Here is a 15666-nt window from a genome sequence, read left to right as displayed (position 1 = left end):
AGCTCGACCCATGCTGCAGAATCGCATCACCGACATCCCCGGCCTGCGGGTCGGTCACGCCACCGATCTGCGGCTTGCGAGCGGCGTCACGGCGATCCTGTTCGACGATCCGGTGGTCGCCTCCGTCGACGTGCGCGGCGGCGGGCCGGGCACCCGCGAGACCGACCTGCTCGATCCCGAACGCACCGTGGAACGGATCGATGCCCTCGTCTTGTCCGGGGGCTCGGCCTTCGGTCTCGACGCGGCGGCTGGGGTGACGGCGTGGCTCGCCGAGGCCGGGCGCGGCTTCCCGGTCGGCGGCATGCGGGTGCCGATCGTTCCCGGCGCGATCCTGTTCGATCTGCCCAACGGCGGCGACAAGGCCTGGGGGCGCTACCCGCCCTACCGCGAGCTGGGCTTCGCGGCCGCCGCGGCTGCGGCCGCGGACTTCGCCCTGGGCTCCGTCGGGGCCGGGACCGGCGCGCGCACGGGTCGGCTCAAGGGCGGGATCGGATCCGCCTCGGCGCGGGTACCGGGCACGGACTTCCGGGTCGGGGCCCTCGCCGCCGTGAACGCCTTCGGCAACGCGACCGTCGGCGACGGCCCGCATTTCTGGGCCGCGCCCTTCGAGGAGGGTGACGAGTTCGGCGGCCTGGGCGCGCCGGCCCACGTTCCCGCCGAAGCCCACGCCTTCCCGATGCGCGCGCTGCCCGGCGCCGCCACGACGCTCGCCGTGGTGGCGACCGACGCGGCGCTGACCAAGGCGCAGTGCCGGCGCCTCGCGGTGGCGGCGCAGGACGGCCTCGCCCGCGCCCTCGTGCCGGCCCATACGCCGCTCGATGGCGATCTGGTCTTCGCCGTGGCGACCGGCGCCGTGCCCCTCGCCGACCCGGTGGTGGACCTCGCTCGCCTCGGAGATGTCGCCGCGCGGGTCCTGGCCCGGACCGTGGCGCGCGGGGTGTTCGCCGCGACGAGCCTGCCGGGACTCGCGCCGTCGCCGCCCCTGGCGGGTGCGGGGCTTCCGCCGGCCTGGCGCGACCTCTACGGCGCCTGATCCGCCACGCCCGCTCCGGAACGAAGCGGCAGGACCGGGGTTACAGGGCGCGGCCGAAGGCCGTGTCGTGGCTCGGATCGCGCCGGGCCGCGACCTGTGCCAAACGGGAGGATTCCTCATGAAAATGACCGGCCTGATCATCGCCGCGTCCGTCGCACTGTTCGCCGGCGGCGCCCAGGCGATGCCCGTGGCGCCGCTGTCCGGCGGCGACGCCTCGGTCACCCTCGTGCGCGGCGGTTGCGGGTTCGGCGCGCATCGCGGGCCGTATGGCGGCTGCCGCCTGAACCGCGGTCCGCGTGGTGCGATGCGCCGCGCCATGACCGGCGCGCCCCGCGGCTGCCCGCCCGGCCTCTACCGCGGCCCGCGGGGCTTCTGCCACCGCTGAGCGATGGCGTCGGTGCCGCCCGCCGGGGCGGCGCCGACGCACGACGGCGTCGGGTCCGACAGGAGTGCCCCCGGGGCGAGCGGAACGGAACCGCACGCTGGCGAGACGCCGGGAGGCTCGGACCCGCGTGGCGGCTCGGACGCGGCCCCGAGCCCCGGGCTTACTGCGGGACCGGTGTCTTGCGGCCCGCGTGCCATGTCGGCGGCGGTGCCGGCCCTCGCGCTCGAGCCGGTCGTTTCGGTCTCGAGGCGGCGCGTCTGCGTAGAGGCCGGCTCGGGCGTCTTCTGCGGATCGGTGGCCCGCCTTCGGAGGAGCCGAGCGTGACCGACGGTCCCACCGACCTTAGCGAGCGCCGCTTGCCATTGCGGGCGGCGGCGATGACGATGGTCGTTCCGGGCGCCCGATCAGGTAACCCTGGACGGCATCGCAGCCCAGTCGCCTGAGAAGCGCCAGCTGATCCGCATCCTCGACCCCTTCGGCAAGGGTGAGGATGTTCATGTCGCGGCCCATCTGGGTGATCGCCTTGATCACCGCCATCGAGTGGTTGTCCGTCAGCGCGGCCGCTACGAAGCTGCGATCGATCTTGATCCGGTCCAGAGGCAGATCGCGCAGGTGTGCGAGGGACGAGTAGCCGGTCCCGAAATCATCCATCGCGATCTTGAGACCGAGCTGGCGCAGGGCGGAGAGGGTGTGGGCGATCTGACGCCCGTCCTCGACCAGCGCCGTCTCCGTCAACTCGATCTCCAATCGGTGCGGCGGCAACCCGCTCTCGGCCAGAGCTGCGGTGATGTGGGCGAGAAGCATCGGCGAGCGGAACTGGACGGCCGAGACGTTCACGGCGACATGCTGATGCGGCTGCCAGCGGGTGGCTTGGCGGCACGCCTCGCCCAGCACCCAGGTCCCGATCGGCACAATCAGCCCCGTCTCCTCCGCCACCGGGATGAAGCTTGCCGGCGCGACGAGACCCCGCGTCGGATGCTGCCACCGGATCAGCGCCTCGAAGCCGACGACAGCGTCATCGGCGAGCGCCATGATGGGCTGGTAGGCGAGATGAAACTGCCCCTCCGTCAAGGCGATCCGGATGTCGTTCTCCAGGGTGTGGCGCTCGGCGACGGCCTCCATCATGCCCGACGCGTAATGCGCCGCGCGTCCTCGTCCGTGACGCTTCGCCTCGTACAGAGCGATGTCCGCGCGCTGCAGCAGCTCTTCCGGACTCGACCGATCCGCGTTGTCGCTCAAGCCGATGCTGCAACCGACCATGACCGTGAGGTCGTTGAAGGCGTACGGCTTCTCGACGTCCACGATGATGTCTTCGGCCAGGCGGCTCGCTGCATCGGCATCCGCCTGTGTGACCACGGCCATCTCGTCGCCGCCCAGGCGCGCCACGAACCCTGACGCGCCCGCTAGGGCGCGCAGGCGCGCGGCAACGGTGACGAGCAGGCGATCGCCGACGCCGTGACCGAACGTGTCGTTGACCGCCTTGAACCGATCGAGATCGATCAGCAGGAGCGTGAAGGCCTGTCCGGTCTCATGGACGAGCGCCATGTGTTCGATGAGCGAGCGGCGATTTGCCAGACCCGTGAGGGGATCACGGTAGGCGAGGTGCAGGATCTCTCGCTGCGCCTGCTTCTCCCGCGAAACATCGTCGAAGGTCAGCACCGCGCCATCGTCGATGGGCTGACAGGCGATGGACAGGATCCGGCCGTCGTCGAACGTATGCTCGACGAGCGTCTCCTCGCTCCGGGCCATCCAGGTCCGATGATTCGCCAGCACCCGCGCGATGCGGGTTTCGTCCCAGGCATTGGCGCGGCCGGTCACATCCAGAAACGTCGATAAACTCATGCCTCGTGCCATGCTTCCCGGCGGCAGGTTGAGCATCGTGCACAGTTTCTCGTTGTACAACTCGACGACTTCGGCGCCGGAAACCTTCAGGATCCCGTTCGACATGTTCTGCAATGTCGTCGCCAGGATTCGCGCGTGCGTGGCCTCCTGCCCCTCGAAGCGCTTGGCAACCAGCAGGGCGAGCAATGTGCCGAGCAGGAGGATGGCGGCGCCCGTCGCGGCGAGGGCAGCGAGTTGGACCTGCATGATCGGCAGGAGCTGATCGGACCGCGCTCCGACCAGCGTGGTGCCGGCGATGGAGATGAAGTGCGTGCCGCAGACCGCGGACACGATGAGAAACAGGGTGATGAGCGGTGGACGGGCATGTCGCGCCACGGTCCGAGCCAACGCCATACAGATGCCGCCGATGAGGCTCGCCAGGATGTCGAGGTCGGGCGACTGCGTTTGGCTGCAGCCCCTCAACGCGGCCATGCCGATGAGGTGCATGCCGCCGATCCCCAAGCCCGCCGCCGCGCCGGCTGCTGCGCGCGTCCATGTCCGCGCGCATTGCGTCGACAGGGCCAGCGGCCCGCCGACCGCGACAATGGCCACGGCCGCTGAGCCCAGGGTCGTCGCCGCCTCGTAATTCAGAAGGAGGTCGGTCCGGTACCCGAGCATCGCGACGAAGTGGGTGGTCCAAACGCCGGTCCCGGCAACCACGGCCGTTCCAAGTTGCCAGCGCCTCCTGACGCGCGCCGAAGCGCTCTCCGCTTGCCGGATGAAGTGGACGAGCAGCCACGCACTGAAAAAGCAGATGACCATCGCGGCCAGGGCGAAACCGGCCGCCTGACTGTCCAGAAGGGCTGCGACGAAGAGATCCATAGGATCATCATGCACCACAAAGATGTGCGCAAACTAAATCATCATCGTGAAGAATTCTCTGGGCGTGCCCCCATAGACGGCCGGGTGTAACAACCAAAAATTGAAGGTGTCGGGCAAGCTCGGATGTCCTGCCGAACGGCGTCAAAATCTGCCGGTTTCGACCGCCGGAGCTCCGAGCCTCCACGACGTCGAAGCTCCGGGCGTGAACGCGGACGATTCGTTGTTCCGGAATACTGAGGACTACAGCCAGCCGCCCATGCCGTTGGTACTAGGCCGGAAGAATGGTTTCGCGCTTCGCGATGTCTCGACTTGTTCTCGAAGAAATGATCGGTCTCAATTTTCGTGAGCAGGCCAAGCGCGCAGCCTGTGACATAGCGAATGCCGCGCCGGATCCGGCAGGTTTGGCCGGACCACGGAGTCTCGCGACGGCCTGGCTCTTTTGCCTGTCGCTATCTAACGCATTTCTTGGCCGAACTTATATTATTCAAGCCTCGTTGTTGTATTGAATGTCGAGCATTCGTCGTATGGATGTGATCGCCGCGCGGGCGGCTGGAACGGCGACGTTGATGCGCGAGCCGGATCCTTGCCGGGACGCCAATCGCGCCGATGCGCGATGGCGTGTGATTGGCCCGGATCTACAAAAGATCTTCGCCGTCCCCACCCTGCTCCGGGGCTGACCGGCGCAGGCGTGATACTGCTTCCGCCTGCGGGTCGTCCCGCACGGGCAGTGTCACGGCATCCCGGTCGATGCTGCCCGCGCCGTCCTCGCGCGCGGCCAAGCGAACCACGACCGAATGCGGCCTCCCGGTGTCGCGCAATCGGAGGACTTCGCCGCGCCCGCGAGGGGGCGGCGGCGTCTCACACCTCGGCGCGGGCCTCCTCCAGCAACTGCGCCAGCCCGGCATCCACCTCCGCGGCCAGCATCCGGCGCTCGGCGTCGGTGAGATCCTTGGCCCAGGCCCCGCTGCCGAAACCCTCCGTGCAGCGCGCCCGCTCGGAGGCGAAATAGGCTTCGGTCTCGGCCGGCCGCGTCTTCATGGCGTGGACGAGGCCGAACCACGCCGCCCGCTCCACCACCGCCAGCCGTGCCCGCAGGCGGATGGCCACCGCCTTGTCCGCATCGATCCCGGAATCGCTCATGATCTCTCTCCCCCCTCCTGCTCCGCGAGCTGCGCGAGCAGGCCCTGAAGCTGTCCCGGAACCGGCTCGTTCGCCGAACGCGCGTAGAGGACGCGCAGTTGCCGGCCGATCTCCGCGAGGCTCATAGAGCCCTTGGCGATCACCCGGTCGGCCTGCCGGTTCAGGCTCTCCTTCTCGGCGGTGGTGATCTCCTTGGCGGTCAGCACCACCACGGGCACGTCGCCATCGGGCCGCGAGCGGAGCGCCCGCAGGAAGCCGAACCCGTCCATCTCGGGCATCATCAGGTCGAGCAGGATCAGGCTCGGCCGGGCCTGGCTGAAGCGTTCCAGGGCGATCCGGCCGTTCTCCGCCTCGTCGACGGTCCAGCCCTCCCGGCCGAGGGAGCGGCGCAGGCGCTCCCGGGCATCCGCATCGTCATCCACCACGAGGACCCGTGCCTCGTTCGGCGCCTCGGGCCGATAGCGCTCCATCAGGCCCTTGAGCCGGTCCCAGTCGATCGGCTTGACGAAATAGTCGGTGGCGCCGAGCGCCTGGCCGAGCCCCTGCTCGGCCACCACCGAGGTCATGATCACCGGGGTCCCGGCCAGTTCGGGATCGTTGCGCACGGCGTGAAGCACCGCCCAGCCGTCCATGCGGGGCATCTCGACGTCGAGCAGGATCGCCCGCGGCCGGAGCGCCCGGGCGAGCGTCAGGCCGGCGCGGCCGTCATTGGCGCTGCGGACGTGGAAGCCCTCGCGCTCCAGGAAGCGCTGGAGCAGCTCTCGGGCGGCCGGATCGTCGTCGACCAGCAGCACCGTCTCGTGCTCCTCGTGCGGCTCCACCGGCGTGAGAGCCTCGGCCTCGGCCGTCGGCGCATCTTCGGGGCTCAGGATCGCGGGCAGGCGGACCGTGAAGGTCGCCCCCGCCCCCGGAACGCTGGTGACGCCGATGTCGCCGCCCATCGCCTCGCAGAAGGCGCGGGTGATGGCGAGCCCGAGACCCGTGCCGCCGAACTGGCGGGTGGTCGAGTCGTCGGCCTGGACGAAGCGCTCGAACAGCCGCCCGATCTGGGTCTCGGTCATGCCGATCCCGGTATCGGCGACCGCGAAGGACAGCCAGTCCGCCCCCTCTTCCCGGTGCCGCCGCACCGTCAGGGTGATCGTCCCCTTCTCGGTGAACTTGGCGGCGTTGCCGAGCAGGTTCACGAGGCACTGGCGGATCTTGGTCTGATCCTGGTGCATGGACCCGAGATCGGCGCCCGCCCCTTCGCCGGCATCGAGGACGAAGCGGTTGCCCTTCTTCTCCATCAGCGAACCGGTGGAATCGCCGACATCGCGGAGCAGGTCCGCCACCGCGAAGGTCTCGGCCGAGGCGGTCATGCGGCCGGCCTCGATCTTCGAGATGTCGAGGACGTCGTTGATCAGCGACAGCAGGTGGCGCGCGGCCGCCTCGATCTTGCGCAGGTCGGGCAGGAGGGCGGCCTGGCCGATATCCTCCAGCTCCTCGCCGAGCATCTCGGAATAGCCGATCACCGCCGAGAGCGGCGTGCGCAGCTCGTGGCTCATGTTGGCGATGAACTGGCTTTTCGCCCGGTTGGCCGCCTCGGCGGCCTGGCGGGCGCGCTCCACCGCCTCCTCGGCCTCCTTCCGGTCGGTGACGTCGACGCAGGTGCCGACCCATTCCCGGAGGGAACCGTCCTCGGCGAGGACCGGCACGCCGCGCACCTCCATGGTGCGCCAGGCCCCGTCGTGGCGGCGCAGCCGGTACTCGACCTCGTAGAGCGCCCGCGCCTCCACGGAGGCGGCCCAGGCATCGGCCGCGTGACCCCGGTCCTCGGGATGGACGGCATCCAGCCAGCCCCAGCCCTGGTAGGCCTCCTCGGTCTGGCCGGTATAGATGCTCCAGCGGACCTGCGGCGGCATCAGCTCGCCCGCCGCGTTGGTGTTCCAGATCACCGCCGCCGAGGCGTCGACCAGCGCCCGGAACCGCTGCTCGGAATGGCGCAGGCGCTCCTCGATGGCGCGGCGGCCGGTGATGTCGGTGTTGGTCCCGTACCAGCGCAGGATCCGCCCGGATTCGTCCCGGTGCGGCAGCGCCTTCGACAGGAACCAGCGATAGGTCCCGTCCCGCCCGCGCAGGGGGAACGTGTCCTCCCAGGACCGGCCCAGGGTGATCGCGGCCCGGTAGCGCTCGGTCACCGCCTCGACGTGATCCGGGTGATGGACCGTGCGCCAGCCCCATCCCCGCATGTCCTCGAGGGACGTGCCGGTGAAATCGTACCAGCGCTGGTTGTACCAGATGATCGTGCCGTCAGCCTCGGCGATCCAGGCGAGCTGCGGCAGCGTCTCGGCGAGGTTGCGGTAATCGGCATCCGTGACGGATCCTGGGCCGCTCTCAGTCTCGCTCATCGACCCGACGCTGTCCCGTCATCCGCCCCAGCGGCGGCCTATACCAGTATTCCTTATACACGCATCGCGTCCGGATCCGACCGCGGCGACGCCGCGGCCGGCAGGCGGCGAAACCGCAGGGCGTCCACCGTGTAGAGCGCGAGCGCCACCCAGATCAGCGCCAGCATGAGCGCCCGGTGCGGCTCGACGTGCTCGCCGTAGACGAGGACGCTGAGGAGAAGCAGGCAGGTGGGCGCCACGTATTGCAGCAGGCCGAGGGTGGTGAGCCGCAGGCGCACCGCCGCGGCGGCGAACCAGATCAGCGGCAGCGCGGTGGTCAGGCCCGTGAGCATCAGGAGCGCGCGGTCGCCCGGCGCGGACGGCAGGAACGGCTCGGGCGAGAGGACGAGCCAGACGATGGCGGCCGGCAGGAGCAGGAGGGTCTCGGCCAGGAATCCGACCAGCGCGTCGACGGCGACGATCTTCCGGGCGAGCCCGTAGAGCGCGAAGCTCACCGCCAGCGACAGCGACATGAGGGGCAGCTCACCGGCCCAGACCACCGCGACGGCGACGCCCGTCGCGGCGATGCCGATGGCCAGCGCCTGCGCCGGCCGCAGCCGCTCGCCCAGCACCACCCGCCCGAACGCCACGCTGACCAGGGGATTGATGTAGTAGCCGAGGCTCGCGTCGAGCAGGTGCCCGCTGCTGACCGCGTAGAGGTAGAGCAGCCAGTTCACGCCGATCATGGCCGCCGAGAGCAGCAGGAGCGCGTGCCGCTTGCGCAGCGGGAACGGCAGGTTCAGGCGGTGGCGCGCCGCGAGGACCAGCGCCAACGCGCCGGCGAACAGGCTCGACCAGACGATGCGCTCCGCCAGGATATGATACGGGGTGTAGGCCCCGAGCATCCGGAAATGCACCGGAACCAGGAGGCCCCAGCTCAGATAGGCGGCGAGCGCGTAGACGAGGCCCACGGCGTCCTCCCGGTCGACCCGGATGGGCGGCCGGGTCGGCGGGCTTTAGCGTGCCGGGCCAGTCCCTGTCAGGGGGTGCCGCGCAGGGCAGCCATCCGGCGGTCGCGGTCGGGTCTTCACGCCGCGCGGATCGTGGCGAGGAAGCGCCGAACCTCACCGCCGAGGTCCGCGGATTGGCGGGCCAGCGCGGCGGCGCAGGCCTGCACCCGATCGGCGGCCGTCCCGGTCTCTCCGGCAGCCGCGGCAACGGCCGCCATGGTGGTGGTCACCGCGCGGGTGCCGGTGGAGGCCTGCACGACGTTGCGGGCGATCGCCCGGGTGGCCGCCTCCTGCTGCGTCACCGAGGCCGCGACGCTGGCGGCGACCCCGTCGATCTCGCGGATCCGTGCGGTGATCGCGGCGATCACCGCGACCGCCTGATCGGTCACGCCCTGGATGCGGCCGATCTGTCCCGAGACGTCGCCCGTCGCCTGGGCCGCCTGCGCGGCGAGGTCCTTCACCTCGCTCGCCACGATCGCGAAGCCCCGCCCCGCCTCTCCGGCGCGGGCCGCCTCGATGGTGGCGTTGAGCGCCAGCAGGTTGGTCTGACGCGCGATGGCCCCGATCAGCTCCACCACCGCGCCGACCTTGGCGGCGGCGGCGCTGAGATCCTGCACGAGGGTCGCGGTCCGATCCGCTTCGACGACGGCGCTCCGAGCGAGGATGGCCGAGCCGCCGATCTGCCGGCCGATCTCCGCCACGGCGGTTTCGAGTTCCTCGGCGGCGGCCGCCACCGTGCCGACGTCGCGCGCGGCCGTCTCGGCGGCACCCGCGACCGCCGTGGATTCGCCGACGGTCCGCGTCGCCGTGACGGTCATGATCCGGGCGGTGGTCTGGAGGATGGCGATCGACTCCGACACCAAGCCGATGATGCGTCCCACCGTCAGCTCGAAGCCCTCGGCGAGCCGCAGGAGGGTCCGGCTGCGGTCGGCGGCGGCGTCCTCGGCCTGCCGCCGCGCGGTCTCTGCCTGCGCGACGGCCTTCCGCGCGACGAGGGCCTTGATGCCCGCGACGGCGCTGCCGATGGCACCGATCTCGTCGCCGCGCCGCGCTTCCGGGACCTCCGCGTCGAGCCGCCCGGCCGACATGGCTTTCAGAGCGGCCGTCAACCGGCCGAGGGGGCGGGCGACGCCGACATGCACCACCAGAACACCGATCAGGATGCTGGCGGCGATGCCGCCCGCCGACAGGCTGATCGCCCAGGACAAGGTCGTGCGGGTGTCCGCGCTGAGGGCCGCGGAACCCGTGCGGATCGACGTGCTCAGATCGTCCACGAAGGCGTCGAGGGCGGCAAACAGCGTCTTCTGGAGCGGATCCACCTGCGTGTGCGCCAGCGTCAGGGCCTGGGCGCTCATGCCCTTCTTGGCCATGGCGCACATCTCGCCGGTGAGTGCGATGTAGGTGCCCAGGAGCGTCGCGATCCGGTCGGTCCGAGCGTCAAATGTCGGGGCGTTCCGGCGCACGCCGTCGAGGAGGCGTGCGGCTTCGGCCGGAAGGGGCTCGAACGCGGCGCCGATGCGGTCCGACGCGTCCGGATCGGCCTCGCCGAGGGTGCGGAAGGCCACGTAGCTCATCTGATAGACCACGCGTCCGAGGCGTGCCGCCATCGTGGCCGCCGTGGCGTCGTTGCCGAGATAGGCGCTGTAGGCCGCATCGGCCACGGTCATCCGTTTGGAGATGTGCCATAGAAAGCCGACCGCATTCACCGCGATGAAGGCGAACGCGAAGGCGATCTTGACGGCAATGGGGAACTTGAAGTGGCGACGCACTGGGAAAAACTCCGCGCTGCCGCTGCTTATGTGTTAGCGGATGGCGAAGTCGATTGCGAACGCGGGGCTTGGGACGGATCGGACATCGAATGGGATTGTCGCGCAATCTTTCATCCGGGACGTGTGGATTGATTTCGCGTTCAACCGTCGGCGCGTCGAATCGCGGCACGTTCCGCGTGTTCGGACGAGTGCGCCCCGGCGGGCCGTCGCGCGCGCGACATCTTCCCCGCGCGGCGGCACTCTTTCAGGGGGCCAGCCAGCCGCCCTGCCATGCCGACCCGCACCGGTGCCAGGCGGCCCGCCGGTGACCGCGGCGGTCGAGGTAGAGGAAATCCAGGCGCTCCACCCGGACCAGCACGGCGGCGAAATGCGGCCGTCCCAGCGCCCCGGCCGCGGCCTCGTCCGGCAGGGCGTAGGCGTCCCCCGCCGGCAGGGCCGTGCCCGGGCCGGGTTCGCTCCCGTAACAGACCCGGCTCATCGCCCGGGACCCGGCCCAGGCCGCCTCGGCCACCGCGTCGTCGACGTGCAGCGCGGCGCGCCCCTCGATGCGGATCTGGATCTTCGTCGCCTCGTCGTAGGCCGTGAGCGCGCAGGCCGGGTTCGCCAGGATCTCGGCGGCCTTGTCGGAGCGGCGGTCGCAGTGGAACCGGAGGGTTCCGGCATCCCGGTCGGCGGCGCGCAGCACCACCGTGCGCAGCCGCGGGCCGCCCGCCGCGCCGAGCGTCGCCACCACCGGCAGGTGAAACCCGCTGCGGCCGTGCGCGGCGCCGTCCGCCAGATGGCCCCACAGCGCCGCGAACGTCGCGTCCAGGTCGTCGTAATAGGCGGGCAGCGGCGCGCGGCTCACGGGTTGCCGCGCCTCCGCCGCCGCTCGCGGAAGATCAGCGCGAGGTTGCGCAGGTAGATCCCGGTGGAGAGCCCCTGGCCGATGATGATCACCGGCTCGCGGCGCACGAACCCGTAGACCAGGGTCATCAGCCCGCCGAGGATCGACAGGAACCAGAACGACAGCGGCATCACGCTCCGCCCGGCCCGCTCGCTGGCGATCCATTGCAGGATGAAGCGCGAGCCGAACACCACCTGTGCGACGATGCCGAAGACCAGCCAGAAGTCGAGCCGGGTGACGAACACGTCGTAGAAATAGGCCGGCAGATCGTGGGCGAGCTGGATCAGCATCCGACGTCCTGGTCTGCGGGTTGGCCGGCCGGGTCGACGATCTCCTCGGGCCGCGGATCGGCGCGCTTGCGCCGGATCAGCCACCAGACCCCGGCGAGATCGAGGAGCCCGACCCAGAGGCGGTCGAACAGGCCGTAATTGGACACCCCCGTCAGCCGCGGCCGGTCGACCACGTCGCGGTGGACCACCGAAAAGCCCTCCCGGGCCACCAGGGCCGGCATGAACCGGTGGAGGGCGTCGAAATACGGCAGCCTGAGATATACGGCGCGCCGGAACACCTTCAGGCCGCAGCCGGTATCGCGGGTGGCGTCGTTGAGGATCCGTCCGCGGACGCCGTTGGCGATCCGGGACTGGAGCATCTTGAACGGGCCGTCCTTGCGGCCGCGCCGCTGACCCTGGGCGAGGCCGGCGCCGGGCCCCGCCGCCTCCAGGGCTTCCAGCAGGGCGGGGATGAAGGCCGGATCGTTCTGGCCGTCGCCATCGAGGGTCGCGACGATCGCGCCGCGGGCCGCGAGGACGCCGCTGCGCACCGCCGCCGACTGGCCGCCGCTCCGGGCGTGGCGCAGCGCCCGCAGCCAGGGGCGCCCGGCCCGGGCCGCCGCGAGGGCCGCCGGGGTGCCGTCGGTGGAGCCGTCATCCACGTAGATCAGCTCGAAGGCCAGCCCCGCGCAGGCGGCCTCGATCTCGGCCACCAGGGGCGCGATGTTGCCGGCCTCGTTCTTGACCGGCACGACGACGCTGAGATGGGGATTCGCGTTCACGGGGCCACCGCGTAGGCCGTCACGAAGACACGGCGGCCGGTATTGAGGTTGAAACCCTCGACCTCCGCCAGGGGGGCGGGTGCGCCGCGCCCCACTGGCCAGGCCGCGTTGAAGTCGTCGCGGTCCCGGGATTCCACGAAGAGCAGGCGGCAGCCGCCGCCTTCCAGGAAGGATCGCGCCGCGGCGCCGTCGGGCGGCAGGGCGAGGCCGGTGCCGATCAGGAACACGAGGCTCGGCTCGCGGTAGCCCAGGCTCGCCACCTGTGGGTTCGGGCAAGGCACCCGGTCGCGCAGGGCCGCGAGCCGGGGCGAGACCTTCAAAGCCGGCAGCGAACGCTGCGCCACGCCGAGCACCGCCGGACCGAGCAGGGCCGAGGCCAGGACCCCGAGCGCGAGGGCGCGCTCGGCGGATCCCTGCGCGAAGGCGAGCCAGGCCAGGATCGCGACCGCGCAGGCGGCGGCGAGGAGGGGCAGAGCCGGCCACGGAATGGTGTGGGCGTCGAGGCGCCAGCCCGCGAGGCAGAGGCCGAGGCTGAGCGCGACCGGAATCGCCGGCACCAGCAGGGCCGTCAGGCGCGCGCCCCGCAGGCGCGGATCCAGCGCTCCGCGGGACAACGCCAGCACGGTGAGGATCGCGAGCCAGGGCATCAGCGGCAGCACGTAGTGGGGCAGCTTGGTGGGCACCGCCTCGAAGATCAGCCATGCCGGCAGCACCGCGGCGATGAGGAAGGCCACGGCGGGCTCCCGCCGCGCCCGCCACGCGAAGGGCAGGCTCATGGCCGCGAAGGCCGCCCCGGGCCAGAAGGTGGCGAAGAACACGAGCGCGTAGGCCCCGGGTGGCCCCCAGTGCCGCTCCGCCGCCCCGCCGACCTTGCCGAGCATGTCGTGCCCGACGGCCTCGGCGTAGAAGGCGCCGCCGCTCTTCCAGGTGATCGCCGCGAACCAGGGCGCCACCAGCAGGAGCGTGAGGGCGAGGCCCGGCCAGGGCCGGAGGGGCAGCAGCCAGCGGGCGGATCGCGCCCGAAGCGACAGGCCGAGCGCCGGCAGCGCGACGAAGAGCGGCACCATCGGCCCCTTCACCAGGATCCCGACCGCCATCCCGAGCCAGAATGCCGCAAAGGTTGGTCCGGAGGTCGGCCCTGAGGTCGGTGTGCCGTCCCGCGGCGCCAGCCACGCGCGGGCGAGTGCGGCAAGGCTCGCGGTGGCGCAGGCGGCGAGCAGGGCGTCGGTCTTGGCGAGGTGTGCCTCGGCCGAGAGCATCAGGCAGGCGCCGTAGAGGGCGGCCGCCAGCAGTGCGGGCCGGCGGGGCAGGAAGGCCAGCGCCGCCCAGTAGGCGAGCAGCACCGAGGCGATGGCGCCGATCAGCGAGGGGATGCGGTACAGGGCGATCTTGGTGCGGGCCCCGGGCACGCCCAGCGCCTCGCCGGCCGCCACGGCGGCGGCCTGGGCCCAGTAGATCCCCACCGGCTTCTTGTGCCGCGCTTCGCCCTGGAAGCGGATATCCACGAGGTCGCCGCTCTCCAGCATCTGCTTCGAGGCCTGGGCGAAGCGCGGCTCGTCCCGATCCATCGGCTGCAGGGAGATCTGGCCCGGCAGGAACAGGATCAGGCACAGCGCCAGCAGGGCGGCGACGGCCCGGCCATGGGTGAGGCTCAGCGCGTCGAGTCCGCGGCCGATCCGGTCGACTGGGGCGAGGCGCGGAGCGCCGTCGGCGGAGAGGCTCGTGGTCATGCCGGGCCGGTCAATCAGGATCGGGCGGGAAGGTCAAATGCAGCCGCGTCGTCGCCGGTCGCCCCCCGCCGTCGGCGCCCCGATCCGCCTTACGTGGCGGCCCGCAGGCGCGCGAAGCCGGCATCGAGGTCGGCCTTGAGGTCGGCGGTGTCCTCGAGGCCGATATGGAAGCGCAGGGCCGGTCCGCCGGGCGCCCACTTCGTGGCGGTCCTGTAGCCGGCACAGTCGAACGGGATCACGAGGCTCTCGAAGCCGCCCCAGGAGAAGCCCATCCCGAACAGCTGCAGCCCGTCCAGCATGGCGGCCAAAGCCACCTCGGGCACCGGCTTGAGGATCACGCCGAACAGGCCCGAGGCGCCCGCGAAGTCGCGCGTCCAGATCGCGTGGCCGGGATCCTCGGGCAGGCCGGGATGGAGCACCCGCAGCACCTCGGGCCGCGCCTGGAACCATCGGGCCATCTCCAGCCCGGCGCGGCCGTGCTCGCGCAGGCGCAGGTTCATGGTGCGCAGGCCGCGCAGCGCCAGGAAGATGTCCTCGGCGCCGGCGCACATGGCGAAATGGTCGAAGGTGCGGCGCACGGCCCGGTAGTAGCGCGCGTTGGCGGAGGTCAGGCCGATCAGCAGGTCCGAGCCGCCGCTCAGGTACTTGGTGCCGGCCTCCACGGCGATGTCGACCCCGCGCTCATGCGGCGGGAACAGCAGCGGCGTCGCCCAGGTGTTGTCCATGATCACGCAGGCGTCGCGGGCGTGCGCGACCTCGGCGATCGCGGGAACGTCCTGCATCTCGAAGCTCTGCGAGCCGGGGGCCTCGACCAGCACGGCCCGGGTGTTCGGGCGCATCAGGTCCGCGATGCCGGCCCCGATGATCGGGTCGTAATAGGTGACCTCGACGCCGTAGCGCGCCAGCACGCCGTCGCAGAACTGGCGGGTCGGCCGGTAGGCGGAATCGGTGACGAGGAGATGGTCGCCCGCCGAGACCGCGGCCATCAGCGCGACGGTGAGCGCCGCGAGGCCCGAGGGCGTCACGACGGTGCCGGCGGCGCCGGCGAGCTCCGTCCAGGCGGTCGTCAGCGCGTCCATGGTGGGCGTCGCCGAGGTGCCGTAATTGTAGCGCCCGCGCCGGTTCTTGATCGCGTCGTAGGTCGGATAGAGGACCGTGGAGCCCCGATAGATCGGCGTGTTCACGAAGCCGTGCTGCTCGCCCGGATCGCGGCCCGCATGCACGAGGCGCGTCGCGGGCGCGAAGGTCTGCTGGGCGTCGGGCGAAGGCTTCAGGGACATCGAGGCTCGGTGATCGCGTTGCGGTGCACCGCACGAAGCGCGCCGCATCCGGCGAGGTCAAGCCGGACGCGGCGTTCCGCAGCCCTGAGACGCCGTGTTTGCCGCGCTCACGGGGTCTCGGGCGAATCGGAGACGGCGGCCTCCTCGTAGGCCTCCATCCAGGCGGCGCGCTCCTGGGAGCCTTCCGGATAGGGGCATTCGCTCACGGGTTTTCCGTAGAGGCGCGCGTTGCGGCCCTGGATGAACGGGCTGTCGCTCGCGGTGGCCTGGACGTTGGTCAATATCGCCTCCCGAAGACTTGAGGGTGGGGCTT

At 71.2% G+C, this 15666-nt stretch carries 13 protein-coding genes; 2 read left to right on the top strand and 11 right to left on the bottom strand.

What is annotated here, in order from left to right; genetic code table 11:
• Window positions 1–10 precede the first annotated feature (10 nt).
• Both BM396_RS24370 and BM396_RS24365 read left to right on the top strand, forming a co-directional pair.
• Window positions 11–1033, top strand: coding sequence for a P1 family peptidase (locus BM396_RS24370; RefSeq protein WP_043352274.1), 1023 nt, complete (start codon window positions 11–13; stop codon window positions 1031–1033).
• Window positions 1034–1151: 118 nt separating this feature from the next.
• On the top strand, window positions 1152–1418 hold the full coding sequence (locus BM396_RS24365) for a GCG_CRPN prefix-to-repeats domain-containing protein (protein WP_051044832.1): 267 nt from the start codon (window positions 1152–1154) through the stop codon (window positions 1416–1418).
• A 342-nt stretch (window positions 1419–1760) separates the two neighbouring features.
• On the opposite strand, the gene BM396_RS24360 is transcribed toward BM396_RS24365, so the two are convergent.
• The 11 genes from BM396_RS24360 to BM396_RS32930 form a co-directional block, all read right to left on the bottom strand.
• On the bottom strand, window positions 1761–4121 hold the full coding sequence (locus BM396_RS24360) for a bifunctional diguanylate cyclase/phosphodiesterase (RefSeq protein WP_051976128.1): 2361 nt from the start codon (window positions 4119–4121) through the stop codon (window positions 1761–1763).
• A gap of 858 nt (window positions 4122–4979) precedes the next feature.
• Window positions 4980–5261, bottom strand: coding sequence for a hypothetical protein (locus tag BM396_RS24355; RefSeq protein WP_043384418.1), 282 nt, complete (start codon window positions 5259–5261; stop codon window positions 4980–4982).
• The gene (locus BM396_RS24350) at window positions 5258–7648 is read right to left on the bottom strand and encodes a PAS domain-containing hybrid sensor histidine kinase/response regulator (protein ID WP_043384421.1); all 2391 of its coding nucleotides are present in this window, start codon (window positions 7646–7648) and stop codon (window positions 5258–5260) included. The genes BM396_RS24355 and BM396_RS24350 overlap by 4 nt, the downstream gene beginning before the upstream one ends.
• 53 nt (window positions 7649–7701) lie before the next feature.
• Window positions 7702–8598, bottom strand: a complete 897-nt coding sequence (gene rarD / locus BM396_RS24345) for an EamA family transporter RarD (protein ID WP_043352599.1) — start codon at window positions 8596–8598, stop codon at window positions 7702–7704.
• 116 nt (window positions 8599–8714) lie between these two features.
• Complete coding sequence (locus BM396_RS24340; RefSeq protein WP_043384424.1) at window positions 8715–10406, bottom strand: methyl-accepting chemotaxis protein; 1692 nt, start codon at window positions 10404–10406, stop codon at window positions 8715–8717.
• A 244-nt stretch (window positions 10407–10650) separates the two neighbouring features.
• On the bottom strand, window positions 10651–11253 hold the full coding sequence (locus tag BM396_RS24335) for a pyridoxamine 5'-phosphate oxidase family protein (protein ID WP_043349369.1): 603 nt from the start codon (window positions 11251–11253) through the stop codon (window positions 10651–10653).
• Complete coding sequence (locus BM396_RS24330; RefSeq protein WP_043384425.1) at window positions 11250–11582, bottom strand: lipid-A-disaccharide synthase N-terminal domain-containing protein; 333 nt, start codon at window positions 11580–11582, stop codon at window positions 11250–11252. The genes BM396_RS24335 and BM396_RS24330 overlap by 4 nt, the downstream gene beginning before the upstream one ends.
• The gene (locus tag BM396_RS24325) at window positions 11576–12343 is read right to left on the bottom strand and encodes a glycosyltransferase (RefSeq protein ID WP_043384428.1); all 768 of its coding nucleotides are present in this window, start codon (window positions 12341–12343) and stop codon (window positions 11576–11578) included. The genes BM396_RS24330 and BM396_RS24325 overlap by 7 nt, the downstream gene beginning before the upstream one ends.
• On the bottom strand, window positions 12340–14073 hold the full coding sequence (locus BM396_RS24320) for an ArnT family glycosyltransferase (protein WP_043384431.1): 1734 nt from the start codon (window positions 14071–14073) through the stop codon (window positions 12340–12342). Before BM396_RS24320 ends, BM396_RS24325 begins: the two co-directional genes overlap by 4 nt.
• 89 nt (window positions 14074–14162) lie before the next feature.
• The gene (gene metC, locus BM396_RS24315; protein ID WP_043384434.1) at window positions 14163–15353 is read right to left on the bottom strand and encodes a cystathionine beta-lyase; all 1191 of its coding nucleotides are present in this window, start codon (window positions 15351–15353) and stop codon (window positions 14163–14165) included.
• 107 nt (window positions 15354–15460) lie between these two features.
• Complete coding sequence (locus BM396_RS32930) at window positions 15461–15634, bottom strand: ribosome modulation factor (protein ID WP_164706383.1); 174 nt, start codon at window positions 15632–15634, stop codon at window positions 15461–15463.
• Between the last annotated feature and the right edge of the window lie 32 nt (window positions 15635–15666).

It is taken from the genome of Methylobacterium sp. UNCCL125, assembly GCF_900116795.1.
Taxonomy (GTDB): domain Bacteria; phylum Pseudomonadota; class Alphaproteobacteria; order Rhizobiales; family Beijerinckiaceae; genus Methylobacterium; species Methylobacterium fujisawaense.
The sequence above is the reverse complement of the archived record's forward strand: the minus strand, read 5'-3'. Positions and strand labels throughout refer to the sequence as shown.

What these genes read in the sequence shown, in the direction of transcription:
- BM396_RS24350 (WP_043384421.1), bottom strand. Translation starts at nt 7,648, where the DNA reads ATGAGCGAGACTGAGAGCGGCCCAGGATCCGTCACGGATGCCGATTAC.
- BM396_RS24330 (WP_043384425.1), bottom strand. Translation starts at nt 11,582, where the DNA reads ATGCTGATCCAGCTCGCCCACGATCTGCCGGCCTATTTCTACGACGTG.
- BM396_RS24360 (WP_051976128.1), bottom strand. Translation starts at nt 4,121, where the DNA reads ATGGATCTCTTCGTCGCAGCCCTTCTGGACAGTCAGGCGGCCGGTTTC.
- BM396_RS24355 (WP_043384418.1), bottom strand. Translation starts at nt 5,261, where the DNA reads ATGAGCGATTCCGGGATCGATGCGGACAAGGCGGTGGCCATCCGCCTG.
- BM396_RS24320 (WP_043384431.1), bottom strand. Translation starts at nt 14,073, where the DNA reads ATGACCACGAGCCTCTCCGCCGACGGCGCTCCGCGCCTCGCCCCAGTC.
- BM396_RS24365 (WP_051044832.1), top strand. Translation starts at nt 1,152, where the DNA reads ATGAAAATGACCGGCCTGATCATCGCCGCGTCCGTCGCACTGTTCGCC.
- BM396_RS24370 (WP_043352274.1), top strand. Translation starts at nt 11, where the DNA reads ATGCTGCAGAATCGCATCACCGACATCCCCGGCCTGCGGGTCGGTCAC.
- metC (WP_043384434.1), bottom strand. Translation starts at nt 15,353, where the DNA reads ATGTCCCTGAAGCCTTCGCCCGACGCCCAGCAGACCTTCGCGCCCGCG.